16 protein-coding genes are annotated in these 20,931 nt (G+C 65.2%); 9 read left to right on the top strand and 7 right to left on the bottom strand.

Annotated elements, in window-relative coordinates; genetic code table 11:
• Positions 1 to 76 precede the first annotated feature (76 nt).
• A complete protein-coding gene (locus JDV76_RS02430) occupies positions 77 to 424 on the top strand; it encodes a Rieske (2Fe-2S) protein (protein ID WP_198735350.1) in 348 nt (115 codons plus the stop codon).
• A gap of 120 nt (positions 425 to 544) precedes the next feature.
• On the opposite strand, the gene JDV76_RS02425 is transcribed toward JDV76_RS02430, so the two are convergent.
• A complete protein-coding gene (locus JDV76_RS02425; RefSeq protein WP_248140740.1) occupies positions 545 to 2,590 on the bottom strand; it encodes an MMPL family transporter in 2,046 nt (681 codons plus the stop codon).
• 206 nt (positions 2,591 to 2,796) lie between these two features.
• Between JDV76_RS02425 and JDV76_RS02420 the strand changes: the two genes are divergently transcribed.
• Positions 2,797 to 3,795: a bile acid:sodium symporter family protein gene (locus JDV76_RS02420; RefSeq protein ID WP_198735250.1), complete on the top strand. Its 999-nt coding sequence runs from the start codon at positions 2,797 to 2,799 to the stop codon at positions 3,793 to 3,795.
• Between the two features lie 77 nt (positions 3,796 to 3,872).
• Here JDV76_RS02420 and JDV76_RS02415 read toward each other — a convergent pair whose 3' ends face one another.
• Together JDV76_RS02415 and JDV76_RS02410 are read right to left on the bottom strand one after the other, a co-directional pair.
• Positions 3,873 to 4,478, bottom strand: coding sequence for a YqgE/AlgH family protein (locus JDV76_RS02415; protein ID WP_198735249.1), 606 nt, complete (start codon positions 4,476 to 4,478; stop codon positions 3,873 to 3,875).
• Positions 4,471 to 6,138, bottom strand: coding sequence for a CCA tRNA nucleotidyltransferase (locus tag JDV76_RS02410; RefSeq protein ID WP_198735248.1), 1,668 nt, complete (start codon positions 6,136 to 6,138; stop codon positions 4,471 to 4,473). Before JDV76_RS02410 ends, JDV76_RS02415 begins: the two co-directional genes overlap by 8 nt.
• A gap of 5 nt (positions 6,139 to 6,143) precedes the next feature.
• Between JDV76_RS02410 and JDV76_RS02405 the strand changes: the two genes are divergently transcribed.
• The 7 genes from JDV76_RS02405 (at position 6,144) to JDV76_RS02375 (ending at position 17,176) form a co-directional block, all read left to right on the top strand.
• Positions 6,144 to 7,157, top strand: a complete 1,014-nt coding sequence (locus JDV76_RS02405) for an NUDIX hydrolase (protein WP_198735247.1) — start codon at positions 6,144 to 6,146, stop codon at positions 7,155 to 7,157.
• Complete coding sequence (locus tag JDV76_RS02400; RefSeq protein WP_198735246.1) at positions 7,154 to 9,853, top strand: hypothetical protein; 2,700 nt, start codon at positions 7,154 to 7,156, stop codon at positions 9,851 to 9,853. Before JDV76_RS02405 ends, JDV76_RS02400 begins: the two co-directional genes overlap by 4 nt.
• Before the next feature lie 249 nt (positions 9,854 to 10,102).
• On the top strand, positions 10,103 to 13,552 hold the full coding sequence (locus JDV76_RS02395; RefSeq protein WP_248140759.1) for a murein biosynthesis integral membrane protein MurJ: 3,450 nt from the start codon (positions 10,103 to 10,105) through the stop codon (positions 13,550 to 13,552).
• 193 nt (positions 13,553 to 13,745) lie between these two features.
• Positions 13,746 to 14,420, top strand: coding sequence for an RNA polymerase sigma factor (locus JDV76_RS02390; RefSeq protein WP_198735244.1), 675 nt, complete (start codon positions 13,746 to 13,748; stop codon positions 14,418 to 14,420).
• A gap of 81 nt (positions 14,421 to 14,501) precedes the next feature.
• Positions 14,502 to 15,443: a thioredoxin-disulfide reductase gene (trxB, locus tag JDV76_RS02385; protein WP_198735243.1), complete on the top strand. Its 942-nt coding sequence runs from the start codon at positions 14,502 to 14,504 to the stop codon at positions 15,441 to 15,443.
• A 112-nt stretch (positions 15,444 to 15,555) separates the two neighbouring features.
• Positions 15,556 to 15,879: a thioredoxin gene (trxA, locus tag JDV76_RS02380; RefSeq protein WP_198735242.1), complete on the top strand. Its 324-nt coding sequence runs from the start codon at positions 15,556 to 15,558 to the stop codon at positions 15,877 to 15,879.
• A 115-nt stretch (positions 15,880 to 15,994) separates the two neighbouring features.
• Positions 15,995 to 17,176 (top strand): N-acetylmuramoyl-L-alanine amidase, encoded by a 1,182-nt coding sequence (locus tag JDV76_RS02375; RefSeq protein ID WP_198735241.1) that lies wholly within the window; start codon positions 15,995 to 15,997, stop codon positions 17,174 to 17,176.
• Between the two features lie 60 nt (positions 17,177 to 17,236).
• On the opposite strand, the gene JDV76_RS02370 is transcribed toward JDV76_RS02375, so the two are convergent.
• The 4 genes from JDV76_RS02370 to rsmG all read right to left on the bottom strand — a co-directional run bounded on the left by JDV76_RS02370 (position 17,237) and on the right by rsmG (position 20,915).
• Entirely contained in the window at positions 17,237 to 17,929 is a 693-nt protein-coding gene (locus tag JDV76_RS02370; RefSeq protein ID WP_198735240.1) for a hypothetical protein, read from the bottom strand.
• Positions 17,930 to 17,954: 25 nt separating this feature from the next.
• Positions 17,955 to 19,025 (bottom strand): ParB/RepB/Spo0J family partition protein, encoded by a 1,071-nt coding sequence (locus JDV76_RS02365; protein WP_198735239.1) that lies wholly within the window; start codon positions 19,023 to 19,025, stop codon positions 17,955 to 17,957.
• A gap of 56 nt (positions 19,026 to 19,081) precedes the next feature.
• Positions 19,082 to 20,047, bottom strand: coding sequence for a ParA family protein (locus JDV76_RS02360; RefSeq protein ID WP_198735238.1), 966 nt, complete (start codon positions 20,045 to 20,047; stop codon positions 19,082 to 19,084).
• Between the two features lie 190 nt (positions 20,048 to 20,237).
• On the bottom strand, positions 20,238 to 20,915 hold the full coding sequence (rsmG, locus tag JDV76_RS02355; RefSeq protein WP_198735237.1) for a 16S rRNA (guanine(527)-N(7))-methyltransferase RsmG: 678 nt from the start codon (positions 20,913 to 20,915) through the stop codon (positions 20,238 to 20,240).
• Between the last annotated feature and the right edge of the window lie 16 nt (positions 20,916 to 20,931).

Genomic DNA, 20,931 nt, shown 5'->3' with positions numbered 1-20,931 from the left:
CCGGATGGGAGATACTGGGCCTATGAGCTGCCAAGATGACTCCCGGAAAGCCCACTCACCGTCCTGCAGCCGTCGCCTGTTCCTGGTCGGGACCGCCACGACCTTCGCCGGCGCCGTCCTCGCCGCATGCGGCGGGAAGCAAACTCCCGCATCAGTGGAGGCGGAGGACGTACCAGTGGGGAGTGCGGTCGTCGTGGGAAACTTCATCATCGCACAGCCGACATCGGGTGTCTTCCACGCCTATTCGACCATCTGCCCCCATCAGGGCGCGAAGGTGGAGGTCGTCGAGGGCGACACCGTCCGCTGTCCGAAGCACAACTCCGTGTTCAGCATCGAGGACGGGAGCGTCGTCGAGGGGCCCGCACGGGCGCCGCTGGATCCGGCCAAGCTCAGCGCCGCCGGGACCACACTCACCGCTTCGTGACCGCAGCCACCCGGTCCCGCCGTGGTCGATGTTTCACGTGGAACATCGACGCCGGTATTGGCCATCCGCACAACGCAGAAGACCCCGGGCCGTGGCCCGGGGTCTTCTGTCGTCCGCCACCTACTCCGCGGTGCACGCGGCTGCGGGTTCCGCTGACCGGGCAGGCCACCAGATCCGCTCGCCGATGAGCTCGAAGAGTGCCGGCACGACGAGCGTGCGGACCAGGAAGGTGTCGAGCAGGATGCCGAAGCCGACGATGATGCCGACCTGGGTGAGGGTGATGAGGGGAAGCACCCCGAGTACCGCGAATACCGCCGCCAGAACGATCCCGGCCGAGGTGATCACCCCGCCGGTGAGCCCCACCGCGCGCACCATCCCCCGTCGGACATCTCTTCCCTCGCTCTCTTCCTTGGCACGGAGCACAAGGAAAACGGTGTAGTCGATCCCGAGCGCAACCAGGAACAGGATGGAGTAGAGGGGAGCGGCAGTGTCCAGGCCCGGGAACCCGAAGATGTGATCGGATATCCAGGCGCCCACACCGAGGGCGGCGGTGGTGGACAGTGCCGCGGCCGCGAGCAGCAGGAACGGAGCCAGAACGGCACGCAGCACCACCACGAGAACCAGGAACACCACCAGCAGAATCAGGGGTACGCAGACCCGTAGATCCCTCAGGGTGGCGTCACGGCTGTCCAGATCCCGGGCTGCCGCACCACCGACGACGGCATCCGGGTCTGCCGCGCGTGCGATGTTCCGGGTATCGTGGATCAGCTCGAAGGACCGGGGCGAGGCGGGTTCCGCGTCCGGTAGAACCGTGAGCCGGGCGAGTCCCCCGTCGGTGCTCTCCACCGGTGGACCGAGAACGGTGAGGTCCGGGTGTGCGCTGATCTCATCCCTGATCCCAGGTGCCGCGTCCGCATCCGCGATGACAACCAGTGGAGCGGATGCCCCGGCGGGTGCGTTCTCGGCGAGGGTGCGTTGCCCTGCGACGGCCTCGGAGTCGGTCCGGAACTGTTCGGTCGTGGACAATCCGAATCGCGTACCGGAGAGCCCGGCGGTCATGCAGAGGAGGACGAGGACCATCACGGCGAGTACGGCGCCCGGGCGTCGGGCGACCGCGGCAGCGACCCGACCGAAAACTCCGCCATCGTCTGTCTGCGGGTGTCCGTCAGCGCGGGGAATCCTCGGCCAGAACAGCCCCCGGCCACAGATCGCGAGCAGTGCGGGCAGGAGAACGAGTGCGAAGAGAAGGGCAAGCAGCAGTCCGATCGCACTCGATATACCGAGGCTCCGGAATGCCGGAACCGTCGCCGCGGTGAGAGTGAGCAGCGCGAGCACGACGGTCAGGTTCGACGACAGAATGGCCGGGGTCGCACCCCGCAGGGCGCTGCCCAGGGCCTGCCGGTGGCACGACCGCATCCTCAGCTCTTCCCGATACCTGCTTACCAGCAGCAACGCGTAGTTGGTCCCGGCACCGAACACCAGCACCGAGGTGATTCCTGCGGTGGATCCGTCGTTGGCGAACCATCCCGTGGTCGAGGAGAGCCAGGCGGTAACCGCAGCGGCGGCCCGATCCGAGAGAGCGACGACGACCAGAGGGACGAGCCAGAGTATGGGGGAGCGGTAGGTGAGAATAAGCAGCACCGCGACAACCGCGGCAGTGACGGCAAGCAGTGTGACATTGGCACCCGAGAACGCCGCCGCGGTGTCCGCCGCGAAGCCCGCCGGGCCGGTCACCTCAACACGGACTCCGAGGGGCAGGTTCTCGCGGGAGGATACCCGGAGCTCGGTCACTGCGTCGCTGAGCCCGAAGCCGTCCAGGTCCGCCGGCAGCAGGACCGTCGCCTGCGCGGCACGCTCCGACAGCGGCACCGTCGGCCCCACACCTTGCAGCGTCTGCCCATCGGGCAGCTCCGTTCCCGCGAGCCGCGCTACCGATCCGTTGATCGCCTCCAACTGGTCGACGCTCAGCGTGTCGTCGGTGGAGTACACCAGCACAGCGGGCAGGTTGTCACCGCCTGGGAAACGTTCCTGGAGTCGCCCGGCCCGGGCGGACTCAGCGGTATCCGGAAGCCCCTGGGGAGCCCGATCGGAATCTCCGGCGCCGGCGGCCAGAAACTGCAGCGCCGCGAAGAGCAGCACAAAAGCCACGATCGTGGCCCATCCCACGGCTTTCCTCACAACATGCGGTGGGCCTGTCGAGACGGGTGTGCCCCGATCCTCTATCGTTCGGTCTGCGGGTACCAGGGACTCGGGATGATTGGAGGTCATGACCCCATGCTCCCACAGGAAAGCCACAGTGTCGGGCCGACCCTGAAGCTCCGCCCGATCTCTGGGAGGTCGATCCGGTTCAGGGGACCCCTTAGACTGTCTCCATGCCCAGTCGTATCAGACGCCCGCGAACCGATCCTTTGATCGTCCTCATTCTACTCGCTGTTCTCCTCGCCGTCGTGCTGCCTGTCCGGGATGAGACGGCGACCGTATTCTCCGCGGCGACGAAGATGGCGATCGCGCTGCTCTTCTTCGTCTATGGGGCACGCCTCTCGACGCCCGAGGCGCTGGCGGGTCTCCGGCACTGGAGATTGCACCTCGCCATCCTCGCTTTCACCTACGTGGTCTTCCCGCTCATCGGTGTCGCACTCATGCCCTTCGAGCGACTGTTCCCCACGGGACTGTTCCTGGGGATCGTGTACCTGACCCTGGTTCCGTCAACCGTTCAATCCTCGGTGGCCTTCACCTCGATCGCGCGGGGGAACGTCGCGGGGGCGATCATCAGTGCCTCTGCGTCGAATCTGCTCGGCGTGGTCCTCACACCGCTGCTGGTGATGCTGTTGATGAGTCAGGGGGGTCACGTCCAAGTCAGCGGTCAGGTCTTCCTCGACATCGCAATTCAGCTCCTCCTGCCTTTCTTCCTGGGACAGCTCGTGCGGCCGTGGATCAGATCGATCGTGTCCCATTCTGCGACGAAGATCATCGACCGGGGCTCCATCACCATGGTGGTCTATTCGGCGTTCTCGGCGGGAATGGTGGAGGGCATCTGGTCTCGGGTGACACCCCTGGACCTGATGGGGCTGGTGCTGTTCTCCGTCGCCCTCGTCGCATTCATGCTGTGGCTCACGCGCTTCGGCGCACAACGTCTGGGGTTCAATCGGGCGGATACTCTCGCCATCCAGTTCTGTGGAACGAAGAAGTCTCTCGCCACCGGATTGCCGATGGCGGCCGTCATCTTCGGTACCGGGGAACTCGGTCTGCTCATTCTACCGTTGATGATCTTCCACCAGGTCCAGCTGATGATGTGCGCCGCCCTGGCGTCACATTACGCGGACGACGAACCGGACCACGAAACGTCCCGGGGCACAGCGTCACACCCCTGAACCTCAATCCGCCGCGACAGCGTGCAGATGGGTTGTTTCACGTGAAACAACGACGGGTCGGAGCGGTGTCCGGCGCTTCAGTTGTCTCTCGGGTCGACGGGGAAGGTGGCGAAGGCGGGCAACGGTGCCGGCTGCCGGCGCATGACATCGCTCCAGAGATCCGCCGGGCCGGGGGCAAGAATGTCACCCGGGAGAGCGGGCGCAATGTACCAGTCGCCCCGCGCGATCTCAGCATCGAGTTGGCCCCGTGCCCATTCCGCATAGCCGGCGAAAAGCCTGACTCCGTCAACCTTCGTCGCGAGTTCCGCCGGGTCGGTCGCACCGTTGACGTAGACAATGCGGTTGGCGCAACGGGTCAACCTCGGCTCCTCGGAGGGGTCGACCCCATTCTTCGTCACCCCGACGCAGAGCACCGTGTCCCGCGAGAGTGGACCACCTATGTAGAGCGCCTTCGGGTTCGCGGTGATCGAGAGCCATTCGGGCATGACCTCATCGATCGCCACGTCACTGCGTGCGACGAGATTGACGCCGAAAGTACCTGTCGCACCGTGCTCGATGATGAACACCACGCTCCGGGTGAATTCTCCGGCCGCGAGTCCCGGTGCCGCAACGAGCAGCATGCCGGGTGCGGGATCCGTCCGTTCCAACGCATTGAAGAGCCGGTCACCAAAAAGATCACTCATTGTTCTCGCCCTCCGTTGTCCTCGGCGCCGCGGAATTGTCCCTTTCGGTGCGCCACCAGGCGAGTAGCGCCTCCACCGCTTGATCATGCTCAAGGGGGCCACGCTCCAGGCGCAGTTCCTTCAGGAACGACCAGGCCTGACCGACCTCGGGACCGGGAGAGATGTCGAGCAGCCGCATGATCTCGTTGCCGTCCAGGTCCGGGCGGACCCGGGCGAGATCCTCCTTCTCCTCGATCTCCGCGATCCGCTCCTCAAGGTGGTCGTACGTCCGGGCGAGCCGCTCCGCCTTTCGACGGTTCCGGGTGGTCACGTCCGCGCGCACGAGTTTGTGCAGGCGCGGGAGCTGGTCACCGGCGTCGGTGACATAGCGGCGAACAGCAGAGTCAGTCCACCGGCTCTCTCCGTATCCGTGGAACCGCATGTGTAGGAAGACGAGCTGGTTGACCTCGTTGATCACATGCTTCGGATATTTGAGGGCCCGTAGTCGACGCCGCGCTAGTTTAGCCCCCACGACCTCATGCTGGTGGAAGGTCACGGCTCCGTCCGCGCTGAAGGCACGGGTGTCGGGCTTACCGATGTCGTGGAGTAGCGCGGCCCAGCGGAGGACGAGGTCGGGGCCGCCCTCCTCCTTCTCCATGACCTGGCGAAGAACCTGCAGCGAGTGGGCGTAGACGTCCTTGTGCTGGCGGTGCTCATCCTGGGTGAGGCGCAGGGCGGGGATCTCGGGGAAGATGACGTCGGCGATTCCTGTGTCGACCATCAGATCGATGCCGAGCCACGGGACGACACCGAGCATCATCTTGTCCAGTTCCGCCTGAACCCGTTCCACCGTGATCCGCCTGATCTGCCCGGACATCGCGGTCATCGCGGCGAGCACCCGCTCAGAGGGATGGAAATTCAGCTGCGAGACGAACCGGGCCGCCCGCAGCATCCTCAGGGGATCATCGGTGAAACTCTGTTCCGGGGTTGCGGGGGTGTCCAGGACTCCGGCCGCTAGGTCCGCGAGACCACCGACCGGGTCGTGGAACAGGAAGGATCCGTCGGGGAGCAGCTCGACGGCCATCGCATTGACCTTGAAGTCGCGCCGGATTAGGTCACCGGCGAGGGTGTCACCGTAGATGACCTCGGGATTTCGGCTCTGGCCGTCATAGGTATCGGACCGGAAGGTCGTGATCTCGATCTGCTGGCCGTCCTTCTCCGCGGAGAGGGTTCCGAAGTCGATTCCCGTGTCCCAGACGATGTCTGCGTAGCTGTCGAGGATCGTCCGGACGAGATCGGGACGGGCGGGCGTGGTGAAGTCGAGATCGGTGCCGAGTCGGCCCAGCAGCGCATCCCGAACCGATCCACCGACGAGGTAGAGCGGGACGGAGTGCTCCGCGAACCGTTGTGCCAGAGGCTGCAGCACGGGCGCCAGCGCATCAATGGCCTTCTCCGCGCTGGCGAGAGCGGAGACCACGCCGGCATTGGTCACGGGATGCGGGCCGGGGTGTCCAGTTACTTCCTCGTTTTTCACCTGATTGAGTTTACCCGCCGTACCGCACCCTCGGGGCCGGGTTGGAGGGGCGCGGCGGCAGGGCTGACCCAACCCGGCCCACGACGGCTTCACCGCAGCTCGCTGCGGGTCGGAGTACCACCCGGATGCCCGGCGGGTTACGATCATGGGATATGAGCGACAGCGAGCGGCAGCATGCCGAGAAGCAGCCAGGACGTCGCCGACGTGGTCGTCGGCGACGTCGCTCGCATGATCGTTCGCGCCAGACCGATCAGCAGAGCGCGGGCCCCGAAGCGAACTCCGCTGCAGCCACCGGAGCATCCGATCCCACGACGCCGGTGGCGGCCGGCTCCGCCGGATCATCCGGCGCTCCGGGAGACGGAAACTCCGGAACCCGCGATGGCCGTCCGCCCGCCGGTTCTGGCCGACGGCGTTCCCGGCGCCGCCGCCGGGGACACGGCAAGAAGACGAACGCCACGAAGGCGGTGCAGAACCCGCCGTCTACATCAGAGAGCTCGAGCGTCGGCAGGCAGAAGACGCAACCGGAGAAACCATCCACTCGGACGGGGGACACCGCAGAGCGAGCAAGCGGCAGACGTCGTGATCCGGGTGCCCGGAACCGCAAGAGCGGCCGTCGCACCCGTCCGGGTGGACCACCCCGGGCCCACGTTCAGCGACCCCGGATGCAGACGAATGATGAGACATCGGCTGGTGGTCTCGTTGTCTCCGGGCTGGCTGAATCGGTGCGGGAGGATGGATCCGTTGACCTCGGACGGATCTACGTCGCGTTGATCGGTCGACTGGATCGCCGTGGCCGTCTCCTCTGGTCGATGCCCAAAGGCCACGTCGAGCCCGGTGAGGGGCGCGCGGCGACCGCCGAACGGGAGGTCTGGGAGGAGACCGGGATCTCCGGTGAGGTCTTCGCGGAACTCGGTGTCATCGACTACTGGTTCGTCTCCGAGGGGGTCCGGATCCACAAGACGGTACACCACCACCTGCTCCGCTACTTGGACGGGGACCTCAACGACGAAGACCCGGAGGTCACCGAGGTCACCTGGGTCCCGGCCAGCGAACTCATCGAACGTCTCGCGTACGCGGATGAACGTAAATTGGCGCGCTGCGCCCACGACATGCTTCCCGAACTCGCCCGACGGGAAAAGTCGGAGGGGAGAAGGACACCCCGGTGAATCCGTCCGATTTCTTCCGCTCCACGGACACCTACCGCGCGGTAGGTGTCCGGCGGCAGGACCGTGCCCGCCGGGTTCGTGCTCTCACCGGCAGCATTCTCGCCGCCGGACTGATTGCCGCGATCCCGGTCGGGCAGGCCGGACCCGTCGGTACTGCGGCTGCACAGGGCCACGAGCTGCTCGGCGCTCCGGACGGGCCGATGTCCCAGTGGAGGAACCCCTCCGTCCGTGAAGATGACGCTGCGAGCGGTATCGAGATCAGGCTGGATACTCCACTAGAAAACATCGATCTAGGGACAAAACAGCTGGTCAATCTCACCATCGAGAACCGTTCTGAACAAGTAGTAGATAATCTATCACTTCGGTTTCAGCGGGCTGATGCCGTCGAAGATACGGCTGCTGCCAGGCTGAGCCTGACCGACCACCAATCGACCTACGGTTATACCGGCCCATTCACCGATGTCGCCGGCCCGCTCCGCCCAGGAGACTCGGTGACGGTTGCTCTACCGCTGGACACCGCACCCGGCTCACCGGACGGCCTGGGTATCGGAGCACCCGGGGTGTATCCCGTGATGATCAACCTGAATGGTCGAACAGGAGAGGGCATCATCAGGTACCTCACGTCGGAGCGGTTCCTCCTCGCGGTCACCGATCGGACCACGGGTTCTCTCCACACCCGTACCTCCCAGGAGAACCCGGCGGCCGAGGTACCCGGGATCACCATGTTGTGGCCCCTCACCGCCCCTACCGGACTCGTCGCCGGGGAAACGGGCGAGGCGCCGATGTCGGCACCGCTGCTCCTCGAAAATGATGACCTAGCCGCCCAACTACAGGAGGGCGGCCGGCTCGACCGGCTCCTCGACATATACCTCGAAGCCACCGACGGAGAATCAGGCTCCGCTCTCCGAGAGGCGACATGCCTGGCGGTCGATCCCCAGCTGATCGAGGTCGTCGACCGGATGCGTGCCGGGTACACCGTGGCCACCGAGCGTCTGAGTCCCGTGTCCGACACACCGCGGCTTCGGGACAGCTGGCGCGCGGACTCGGCTGCGCCCCGCGCGGAGCAGCCAGGTGGGGGAGCGGTCGCAGCGGATGCCTGGCTGGCTCGACTCCGGACCGCCGCGGGACAAGGCTGCACAGTGGCACTGCCGTGGGCGGGGACGGACATCAATGCGGTCAGCCGGACAGGCAACCAGTGGCTGGTCCGTGAGGCACTGTCCCGCGGTACGTCGATCATCGCCGATGTCCTGGACACCGAGCCGGAACGCAACCTCGTGATCCCGTTGTCCGGCTACGTCACCGAATCAACCGCAGCCTGGCTGCCCCTCGCGGACACCACCGGACCCGCAGATACCGTCAATCCCGAATCCGCGTGGGAACTGCTGCAGCAGCAGGGGCTACCCACCGTCCACCACCCGGCCGACACCGCCGCCCTCGAGGATCCGGCCATGCCGGAACCGTATCCCAGGGCAGCGTTTCCCGCGCCCGCCACCGGTGTCCGGGTTCTCGTGACGGACAACAGCGTGTGGGGAGCTCCCGCACGAGGTCGCTTTACTGGCCTCGGTCCGGGGGTGACCGGAGTAAGCTACGAGGGTTCACTGGCGGCCACGCTCGCGGCCACCGGTCCGGAACCGTTGACGGTCGGGTACAGCAACCCGGAGACAAGACACGACCCGAACCTCGACTCCGAGCGGGCGCGGCTCACCACCGGTAACAGCGCCGTGCGGCTGGCGGTCGATGCCGCACGCCAATCTGTTCCCGTCGATGATCAGGGAACGGCAGCACCGGAACCGGTCATCATCGTTCCCCCGGCCGCACCCGCGGCACCGGCTGCTAGCGCCGAACTACTCGGCACCGTTGCCCGGCTGCTGGAAACTGGTCAGGCGCGCCCACTGACCCTGCATGAGGCGACGACGCCGGATGCCGCCACCGAGACGACCCTCAGCCGGTCCGCAGGTCCCGCCGACCCGAATCGCCGAATGGACAGGTTCGGGCCCCCCTTCCCGGACCCCTCAGCGCCGTCGGATGACGAGGTGCTCGCCGCAACCCAGCAATCGAACTACATGAACGACCTGACCCAACTGATGGTCAACGATCCGGGGATCGCGCTAACACGCTACGCGTTCATGCGGCCCCTGATGCTCGACCTGCTGCGGGGTCTCACGGTGATTGGCCGTCGGAACGCGGAGGAGTATGCCGCCTCGACGGCACACGCGGACCACATCTTCACACTGAACCGGGAGATGCTCGAGAAGCTGCAGTCGTCAGTGGCTCTTCTTCCACCCGGTTACGTCTACACCAGGGTGTCCCAGTCCTCTCCGCTACTCATCGTCGCACGCAACGGTCTACCGTTGCCCGTTGACGGTCGGATCAGTTACTTGGGACCTCCCGGCAGTGTCGTGCACGTGCCCGATCAGCTCTGGATCCCGGCTAAGGGGTCGATCATGACCCAGATGACCGCGGATCTACCGAACGAACCGGACAAGGTGACGCTGGTTCTGCGACTCTCCGGTTCACAAGGATCCGTGGTCAGCGATCCGGTGGAGATCACCGTCCAAACCCAGGGCCCGCTCATCGGTCTTCTCGGTCGACTGATCGTCGGTCTTCTAGTCCTCGCCCTGATACTCCGGCTCATTCAGACGAAGATCATGCGCCGGATCCGGGGCGCAAGGAACACCGAGACACATTCCGGCTAGAGACGAAACACACGGACACACCAGCCAACCGGTGCCTCGCGTTGTGTTTCACGTGAAACCCCGGGGGATATCCGTGGCACCACCGGATCCCGGATATCGAGGCGCGGTGGACGCGGTCCGCCGCGCCCGGGTAATGACCTTTTACCTCCTTCCACACGATCCTGTTAGACAATGGGAATTGTGAACTCAGCTGAGCCCGACCAACCCGACCGAGACGCACCCAGACACGGGTCCGACCGCGGCGCCTCCATTGGCCAGCGTGGCCGGATCATCCCGCCGTCCCCACCGGCGCCGGTACCCGCCAGTCGACCGGTCACCAGTATCCGGCAACCTGTTGTGGATCTGTCCCGTCTCACCCTGGCCCCCACAGCCGTGACCAGCGGGAGGACCACCAGGGTGCACGCGACCGACGCGCCGGCGGTGGCAACGAGTCACCCCGACCGGGACAGTGACCCCGTCCCGCGACCGGGACGCAAGGCCACCGATTCAGAGGTCGTGCGCTCCACCGGCTCCATGGCAGTTGCAACGCTTATCAGCCGCATCACGGGTTTCCTCCGTAACGCGGCGATCGGTGCGACGATGGGAACCGCAGTCGGTTCAGCGTTCAACACGGCGAACACGCTCCCGAACCTGATCACCGAGATCGTGCTCGGTGCGGTTCTTACTTCCCTCGTGGTTCCGGTTCTCGTCCGCGCCGAGAAAGAGGATCCGGACAACGGCGCAGCCTTCATCCGGAGACTATTCACCCTGTCGGCAACCCTCCTGACCGTGGTGACGGTGCTCTCGGTCGGTACAGCGGGCCTGTTGGCGACACTGACACTCGGCAGGGATGGCGAGGTCAACCTCTCTCAGGCATCAGCCTTCGCCTACCTCCTTCTGCCCCAGATCTTCTTCTACGGGGTGTTCTCCCTCTTCATGGCTATCCTCAACACGAAGGGGGTATTCAAACCCGGGGCGTGGGCGCCGGTCGCGAACAATGTCGTCGTTCTGGTCGTTCTGGCCCTCTACTGGATGCTCCCCGGCGGACTGGCGCCCGATCAGCAGGTGTCCCTGACCGACCCGCACGTGCTCCTACTCGGTCTCGGCACGACCCTCGGCGTGGTGGTTCAGGCTCTCATCATGGTGAAGCCGCTGCGGAACGCAGGCATCGATCTCCGGCCGCTATGGGGCATCGACGACCGGCTCAAGCAGTTCGGCGGGATGGCAATGGCCATCATCGTGTACGTCGCCATCTCCCAGGCCGGCTACATCATCGTCACCAGGATCGCGTCCGCGTCGAGCGAATCCGCCCCCCTGATCTACCAGCAGGCGTGGCTGCTACTCCAGGTTCCCTACGGCATCATCGGGGTCACCCTCCTCACCGCGATCATGCCTCGGCTCAGCCGCAACGCCGCTGACGGTGATGACGCCGCGGTCGTCCGAGACCTGACGCTCGCAACGAAGCTCACGTTCGTGGCGATGATTCCCGTAATCATCTTCTTTACCGCGTTCGGTACGCAGATAGCCAACGCGCTGTTCGCGTACGGTCTGTTCAGCCGGGATTCGGCGAACATCCTCGGGTGGACGCTGAGCTTCTCCGCGTTCACGTTGCTCCCGTACGCTCTCGTCTTGCTGCATCTTCGCGTGTTCTACGCCCGGGAGCAGGCGTGGACCCCCACCTTCATCATCGCCGGCATCACGGGCACGAAGGTTCTGCTGAGTCTTCTGGCACCGGTGGTCGCCACCTCACCGTCGCGGGTGGTCATCCTCCTCGGGGCGGCGAACGGGTTCGGGTTCGCGGCCGGTGCGGTCATCGGCGCGTTCCTGCTGCACCGCAAACTTGGTTCCCTCAACGGATTGTCCATCCTGCGGTCGAGCACCTGGGCTCTGGGTTCCTCCCTCGTCGGTGCCCTCGTGGCGGTGGCTCTGGACACCGCTCTCGTCCATCTCGCGTCCGGGATTTTCGATGCCCTGGGGAGCATCGGTTTCTTCCTCCGGTGCGGTATAGCTGGCGTCGTGTTCCTCATCGTCACCGGACTCGCACTGTCCCGATCGGGTCTGCCAGAAGTTCGTTCGATGGGCGGTCTGCTGCGCCGCATCCCGGTACTGCGTCGGTTCATCACCGCCAACCCGCCGACCGGAGAGGGCGTGGACAAGGTCACCCCCGAGGAAATCTCCTCCCAGATCATCACGGTCGAGCCGTTCAACGCATCCCCGGTTCCGCCCCCAATGTCAGCCGGCGTCGTACGGGGCCCCCGCCTGGTACCCGGGGCCCCGGTGTCCGACGGTCGCTTCCGCCTGCTCGCCGACCACGGCAGCGTTCCAGGAGCACAGTTCTGGCAGGCCCGTGAGATCGCGACCGGCCGCGAGGTCGCCCTGGTCTTCGTGGACACCACCGGGCAGGTTCCCGCGGCCCCGGTGAGCCCGATCGAGGCTGCTGCCACCGCCCGAGACGTCGCCCGGAAAACACGGTTGCTCGGCCGCCTGGGTAATACGGGTATCGCCCGGGGGATCTCCGTGTCGTCCTACCGGTCGGGTTGCCTCGTCGTCGCCGATTGGGTCCCTGGTTCCTCACTCGTCACCGTCGCCGAGGGGCAGGTAGACCCCCGCGCAGCGGCGCTCGCCATGAGTTACCTCGCGGACGCGGCTGCCGCAGCACACGCCGAGCATCAACCCCTCGGTGTGGAGCACCGATCCCGGATCCGGATCGACACCTCGGGTCGGGCGATCCTCGCATTCCCGGCTGTCCTGCCGAACGCGACGGTCGCGGAGGACCTCGACAGCATCGGCGCGGGACTCGCCCTTCTCGTCGGGAAGGATGGTCCTGAGGCCATCACCGACTTGTCCGAGGCAGCACGGATCGCGGGGCGCTCGGGCTCAAGTGATGTCCAGCAGCCGACCGCCGCAAACCTGGCCTTCCGCCTCCGAGACGTCGGCTTGTCCGATGAGGACGACGATGACCCGGCCCCACGGGTCATGGTGAAGGATGAACAGACTCCAAAGCCGGCCATTACCTCGGGATTCGGTAGCGCAGAGTACTCAGGGCGAATGATCGCGGTGATCGCGGCGTCATCCGTCGCTATCGTGGTAATCATCGCGGTCGCGGCCCTCTATCTCGCCAGCGTCTTCGGTGGTGGGCGGGAGGAGTCCCCCGTCAACAGTGATTCCATCGCATCGGTCGCGCCTTCCGCGGCGCGGGGTGCGGACAAACCGGCACGGATGAGCGATATCCCGGTCACGGCGGCCGTCGAATGGGAACCGGGCGACGTGGTTCCCGGCACCGAGGATAATCCGGACCTCGCCCCGCTCGCGGTGGACGGGGATCCGGCCACCGGGTGGCGGACGGACCGCTACCTCCAGCAGTTCGCCGCACCCCCGGCAGGATTGAAGACCGGCGTTGGTCTCGTTGTGGATCTCGCCAGCCTCACGAAGGTCAGGGAAGTCATCATCACAACGGACCGTCCCGGTACCGGCATTCGGGTCTACGGCGTTCCGGAGGGCCCCTTTGTCTCTCTCGACCAGGCTGTGGAACTGGGCGAGGCCCGATTGTCCGCGGGCACGAACACCATCGGCACCGGCATGCAGTCGGCCGACGATCCCGGATTCACCCGGATTCTGGTCTGGGTGTGGGAACTACCCATGCCGGAGCCCGCAGATGTGGCGGAGATTTCGGTACGGGGTCTCCCGGTTTCCGTCGGCGGGGGTGCCGGTCCCCGCTGATCGGGCACCGCATCCCGGAGTTAAATACGCAGTTCCGCTACCCCCGGAGGGGCAATTTCCGGCCCGAACCTATCGCATTTGCAGTACCCGGTGGATAATGGTCCTCCACCGCCGGTACATGGAACGACGGATCCACTGCACCACTTCTTGTACCGCCCCGCGGTGTCTCGCAGATCAGCAGGGGAGTGGCCACATGGGGAACACCGTTGCCGGGGACGACGACCCCGCGAAGGGTGGGCGGGCACCCGGTCCCGGGTCGATATCGGGTTCGCCCCGGCGCCCCCTGCAGCGGCGGCGCACCAGACCGGGTGTCCGCACCCATCAAACCGCAGATGACGGCAGCCTCGTTGACGCGTACATCGACGGCGATGACACGGCGTTTTCGGAGATTGTCCGGAGACACCGTGCCCGGCTCTGGCGGGTGGCCCGCCGTTACGCCCGTTCTGACGACGAAGCAGACGACATTGTGCAGGATGCACTGCTCCGCGCCAGCCGCCACCTATCGAAGCTCCGTGGGGATTCGGCCCTCACAACGTGGCTCCACCGGCTCGTGGTCAACTCCGGTTACGACCACCTCGGGGTTAGTTTCCGGCGAAATGAGTTCACGACACTCGATGCCTCCGAGGTCGCGTACCGGCTCCTCGGCACCGAGGAACCCTTCGGCCAGATCGATCTGGAACTGACTCTCCGTGAGGCGATCGGAAAACTCCCCGAAGATCAGCGACAGGCCATCCTTCTCGTCGACCTGGCGGATCTACCGGTCGACGAGGTCGCGACGATCATGAATATTCGCCCGGGAACCGTGAAATCCCGTCGCGCCCGCGCCCGCGCCGCCCTGAAGGCACTGCTCACGGAACCGGATCACTGAGCCGGACGGGGGCGGCGCACGATCGGGCGGGACACGCCTACAATCGACGCCGTACTACTCATCAACCCCTCGAGGATCTCCATGACGAACACCCCACCAGTCCATGACGTCATCATCGTCGGCTCCGGCCCCGCCGGCTACACTGCGGCGATCTACGCCGCCCGTGCCGAACTCAAGCCACTGGTCTTCGAGGGCATCGAGTACGGCGGGTCCCTGATGACCACGACTGAGGTGGAAAACTACCCCGGGTTCGCCGAGGGGATCATGGGGCCGGAGCTGATGGAGCAGATGCGGACCCAGGCGGAACGCTTCGGCGCCGATCTGCGCCAGGAGCTCGTGGACAAGATGGAACTCGGTGGCGATATCAAGAAGGTGTGGGTCGGTGATGAAGAGTTCGCTGCCCGCACGGTGATCCTGGCGATGGGTGCCGCCCCCCGCTATCTCGGGGTCCCCGGTGAACAGCAGCTTCTCGGGCGCGGCGTTAGCTCCTGCGCCACCTGCGACGGCTTCTTCTTCCGCGACCAGGACATTGCCGTCATCGGCGGCGGCGACTCCGCCATGGAGGAGGCGCTCTTCCTCACCCGCTTCGCCAGCTCGGTGACCATCGTGCACCGTAGGGAGGAGTTCCGCGCATCGGCCATCATGGAGGAGCGCGCACGGGCCAACGACAAGATCCGGTTCCTGATCAATAAGGTGGTCACCCGGGTCGAGGGCGAGCAGAAGGTCACCGGCCTCGAGCTCGCCGACACGGTGAGCGGAGAAAACTCCCGTCTCGATGTGGCGGCCATGTTCGTCGCCATCGGCCTCGACCCGCGCTCCGAGATGGTCAGCGGTCAGATCGACTGCGATCCAGCCGGATACGTCACCGTCGAGCAGCCGTCGAGCAGGACCAGTATCCCCGGGGTCTTCGCCTGCGGCGACCTTGTCGACAGTCACTACCAGCAGGCGGTCACGGCAGCCGGTTCCGGGTGCCGTGCCGCAATCGACACCGAGCACTTCCTCACCACGGCTCCCACACTGTGAGGTCCGCGCCGGACCGATCACCGGACGAACCGCGTATTCTCGAGGTAGCCGCCCCTGGGAATCACATTCTCACGACCTATTCCAGCCATCGCCACCACATCGGAGGATAGATATGAGCACCCCAGTTAGCGTCACCGAGAGTACCTTCGAGGAGCTGGTACTCGGCGCAGACAAACCCGTCCTGGTCGACTTCTGGGCCGAATGGTGCGGACCATGCCGGAAGCTGTCTCCGATCATCGATCAGGTGGCTGAAGAGATGGGGGACAGGGCTGTCATCGCCAAGGTCGACGTCGACGCCGAACGTGGCCTCGGGGCCAGGTATCAGATCATGTCGATCCCCACCCTGATGTTTTTCAGCAGGGGAAACAAAATTGCGGAGTTCAACAGGCCCCGTTCCAGGAGCGCGATCGTGTCCCAGCTGGAGGGCATGATCTAACTGGTAATCTGACCTGAACGTCACCGACAGCACCAAAAGTCGGACCTGAGGGCACGGGAGATCCCGGATATGCCCACTGCAGATCTGAAACCGTAGGACGAAGGACGAAGATATCGTGGCAGACAAACTGCGGGTGGGCGACAGTAGCCCCCGTGTCGCAGAGGTGCGATCCACCCTGGCCCGACTCGGCCTGATTCAGGGCTACGCAGGAGATGTCGGAGGAAAGGACTCCGAGCGTTTCGAGGAGAAGGACACGCTCTACGACGCGGAGCTAGCACTGGCTGTCCAGGAGTTTCAGCAGACTCGGGGCATCATCGCCTCCGGTGAGATCGGTGAATCGACACTTCGCGAACTCCGTGAAGCCACGTACACGCTCGGGGCTAGGGTGCTCTCTTTCTATCCGAACAACGTCCTCGTCGGCGATGACGTCAACCAACTCCAGCAGCAACTGCTTGAACTGGGGTTCTACACGGATCGGATTGACGGGCACTACGGGCAGGCGACATACAATGCCGTCGCCAACTACCAGTTGAACTACGGGCTCGAGAGCGACGGAATCTGCGGTCCGAAAACGATCCGGGCGCTGAATTACCTCGGCCGCCGCATCACCGGGGGTTCACCGAACGCCATCCTCGAGCGCGAGCAGGTACGCCTCGCCGGGCCGCAGCTCACCGGTAAACGCGTCGTCATCGACCCGGGTCTCGGTGGAGCCAACAAGGGCCGGACCGTACGGGGACGATTCGGCGACATCTCCGAGGAGGAGATCCTCTGGGATCTCGCCACCCGGCTCGAGGGGAGGATGGTCGCGACGGGTATGGAGACGATCATCTCCCGGCCCCGGATGGATGATCCGAGCCACGATCAGCGGGCGAACATCGCCAACGCGTTCGGTGCGGATCTCATGCTCTGCCTGCAGCTCGACCACTACCCGAATGAGAAGGCCTCCGGCTGTGCGTCGTTCTACTTCGGATCGCAGCACGGTTCGTCGTCGCTGATGGGGGAGAAGCTGTCGGGGCTGATCCAACGCGAGGTCAGCACACGTACCGATCTCATCAACTGCGGGAATCACGCCCGGACGTGGGATCTTCTGCGGCTGAGCGAGATGACGTGCGTCGAGTTCGTCGCGGGCTATCTCTCCAACCCGCACGACGTCGCCGTCCTCACGGATTCCACCCAGCGTGACGCCATCGCGGAATCCATCGTCGTCGCGGTCAAGCGTCTGTACCTCATGGACCGGGATGATCAGCCGACCGGAACCTACAAGTTCAGCGAGATCCTCAAATCAGAGTTACTCTGAACGGTTCTCCAGCCCGCTTCGCTGTCCCACGGGCGACCCCGAATGTGCGGAGAGACCAGACTATCCGGGAACCGCTACCAGGGGAAGCTCTGCGGCGCCCACTTTCCACGCGGCATTTTCCGGGGGCAACGACAACCTGAGGCGGGGGAGCAGATCGTGGTCAGCAACAACCTCGAAACCCGCTGCCTCCAGAACCTCAATCCTCAACAGACCTATGTCGGCCGCCCGCGCAACGACCTCTGCCGCACCATCGTCCCGGTCGGGCGGAACGGTGTCATCCCGGGCACTCCCCTCAAGGACGGAGTTGCCGGCTATTCCCTCGACACCGCGCACGGCGAACGCTTCCACAGCCCGCACGCCCCGTCGGGTCAGTTCCAGGATTACGGCCGTGACGAGGACGGCCTCGAGGCCGGTTCCCCCGAACCGGTCATCAATGAAGAGGGAGCTCAGCAACATCGCGTCCGGGGAAACGGGTGCCGTCGGCAGTTGGACCACCCCTGACGCCTCCTCCGGGTCACAGAACAGAACGCTCGCGATAGCCCCGGTTTCCTCGACCGTGCCGATGTTGTAACCGCATCCGCCTTGTTCGACCAGAACCCGGTGTATCCACGCCTCCTTCTCCAAGTTGGCAGAACCAGTGGCGGTAACCTCCGCCGCGGTTGCGGGGTCAAGCTCCCAGAACACGCTCGCCCGCGCCCGGGGGTGCATGAGACAGACGGTGTCCGGGGTCACCGCGTACAGCGAGGGGATCATCGCCGGAGTCCGATTCCGGAGTGTGTTACTCGGACCCGGTCTGCAGGAGACCCATGATCCGCTCGAGATCTTCACGGTCCCCGAACTCAACCGTGATCTTCCCCTTGCGTTTACCCACGCTCACGGTCACGCGGGTATCCAGGCGATCCGCGAGACGGTCGGCGGCGTGCATCGCGAACTCCGGCGGAGCGGGCTTTTCCTTCGCTTTCCGCTCCGGGACGTTGTCGCCACGGTTCAGCAGGGTGACGGCCTCTTCGGTGGCGCGAACGGACAGTCCCTCGGCGACGATCCGGTCGGCGAGTGCCACCTGCGCGTCAGCTCCCGTCTTCAAGCCCAGGAGAGCACGTGCGTGTCCGGCGGAGAGGACCCCAGCCGCGACCTTGCGTTGGACCGGAACGGGGAGCGCCAGCAACCTGATCATGTTGGTGATCACGGGACGGGATCGACCGATCCGGTCGGCGAGCTGAGCTTGGGTCACCCCGAACTCCTCCAGCAGCTGTTGGTAGGCGGCAGCCTCCTCCAGCGGGTTCAGCTGGACGCGGTGGATGTTCTCCAGGAGTGCGTCTCGGAGCATGGAACTGTCGTCTGTGTCCCGGACGATGGCCGGGATTTCGGTGAGCCCGGCCCGGGTTGCTGCCCGCCAGCGGCGTTCACCCATGATGATCTCCCAGCCACCGTCATCAGGTGCCCGGCGGACCACGATCGGCTGCATGAGACCGAACTCGCGGATAGAGTGAACGAGCTCCTCAAGTGCCCCCTCCTCGAACACCGTCCGTGGCTGATGCGGGTTCGGCATGATCTGCGTGACGGGCAGCTCGCGGTAGACGGCACCGACGGAAGTCCCGGTGTCGGGTGTTCCCGAGGCAGCGGTCGGACCTTTGCTGGACTTGGCTGACGGGGCCCCGGTCCGCGCATCACCCAGCGGGTTTTGTGCGGTGGTAGCTTCCGCCCCCAGAGTCCGCTCACCCATGAGGATACTGGCAGCACCGTCACCGAGACGGGGTCGTGCTGGAGATGCGCCATCCGGGATGAGCGCGGCGAGGCCACGCCCGAGGCCGCCGCGACGGCTGTCACCCTTACGGGATTGCTGTGTCATGGTGTGATCGGAACCTTTCTGCTGGAGAAGGGGATTGCGTTCTGTGCGTCGGTCGCTCACCGTCCACCTCCACCGTCGCGACGCGGAGCGTCTCCACCGTCAGTGGGAGCGACCCCCACCGCCCCGGACTCAGTGGTGACGGGGTAATCACCCCGGGTGGCTATCTCCTTGGCAGCGTCGAGATAGGCCATCGCCCCGCGGGAACCCGGGTCGTAGGCGAGTACGGTCTGCCCGTACCCCGGGGCCTCGGAGACCTTCACGGAGCGGGGTATCACCGAGCGCAGCACCACCTCGCCAAAGTGGGAGCGGACCTCCTCTGTCACCTGTTCAGCGAGCTTCGTCCGAGCATCAAACATGGTGAGCATGATCGTCGAGATGTGCAGATCACGGTTCAGGTAGTCCCGGATCATCGTGATGTTGTTGAGCAGCTGTCCCACGCCCTCGAGAGCGTAGTACTCGCACTGGATGGGGATGAGCACCTCACGTGCAGCTGTCATGGCGTTGATTGTCAGCAGTCCGAGCGACGGGGGACAGTCGATGAACACGTAGTCGAAGCCCTGCTCGACGATGAACTCCTCATTCAGCGCATCGGCGAGCCGATACTCCCGCCGGACCATCGAAACCAGCTCGATCTCGGATCCGGCCAGGTCGATCGTCGCGGGGATGCATTTGAGGTTCTCGTGGGCGGTCGACGTCTGCATGGCCTCGAGTGGTGTGCAGTCCCCGAGGAGGACCTCGTAGCTCGACAGCACACCCTCACCACGGTGCTCGACGCCAAGAGCCGTCGAGGCGTTCCCCTGGGGATCGAGATCGACGACAAGAACCTTCAGGCCGCAGATCGCGAGCCCGGCGGCGAGATTCACCGATGTCGTCGTCTTTCCCACCCCGCCCTTCTGGTTCGCGACCGTGAAAATTCTGGGCCGTTCCGGTCGAGGGAGGGAAAAGGCGTTCGGGGTCTTCACCTTGGCGGCGCGTTTGGCCGCCGCCGCGATCGGTGTGTCGTCCCAGAAATTGTCGTCCATGGACGTCGTTTCCCCTTTTCATTGCCAGAAGTCGCAGGTGATGCGCACAGCCGTCGGATCTCCGGCCGGCCGGCCCGGCCGACCAGGTCCAGACCGTGGACCGTCGGTCCGCACCGCCATCAGTTCAACACTAGTGTCTCACGAATAACTCATCCACCGGAGCAAGGCGATCTGGACGGTGGAAGAACGACTATTTCCGCCTGGGGATCACGATGACCGTAGCCGGCTCATCGATGAGACCCTCACCTGCGGTGATGATTCGAGCCCGACCGCCACCGGCCCGCGTGATCTCCCGGAAGTCCCGGTCGAGCTCCTCCTTCACGGACGTTCCCTTGAGGGCCATCATCTCCCCGCCGCGAGCCACCAGGGGCAGTGACCAGCCGGCGAGTTTTCCGAGCGGTGCCACCGCACGAGACGTGACGACACGGAATTGACCGACCCGTTCGCGGACCGCTTTCTCCTCAGCCCGCCCCCGGACCACGGTGACGTTGTCCAACCTGAGGTCATCGACGATCTCCGAGAGATAGGTCGACCGTTTGAGCAGCGGCTCAATGAGGGTGATGTCGAGATCCGGTCGCGCGAGGGCCAGAGGGATCCCGGGAAGTCCGGCACCAGAACCGATGTCCGCCACCCGGAGACCCTCATTCCGGGGAATCACGTCCCCGAGAACGGCACAGTTCAGGATGTGGCGGTCCCATAGTCTCGGCATCTCACGGGGCCCGATGAAGCCCCGGACTGCGCCGTCAGTGGCCAGTGAGCGGTGGTAGGCGACGGCCCTGTCCAGGTTGGCGCCGAAAATCTCTCCGGCTACAGACGGGGGAGCGGCCAGGTCTTCCGGATCAATCTCTGGTGGTTTCACGTGAAACATCTTTCCATGTGGTAGT

Origin of the sequence: Corynebacterium marambiense (assembly GCF_016342275.1) — a bacterium.
GTDB lineage: Bacteria > Actinomycetota > Actinomycetes > Mycobacteriales > Mycobacteriaceae > Corynebacterium > Corynebacterium marambiense.
This window is presented reverse-complemented; position numbering and strand designations above follow the sequence as displayed.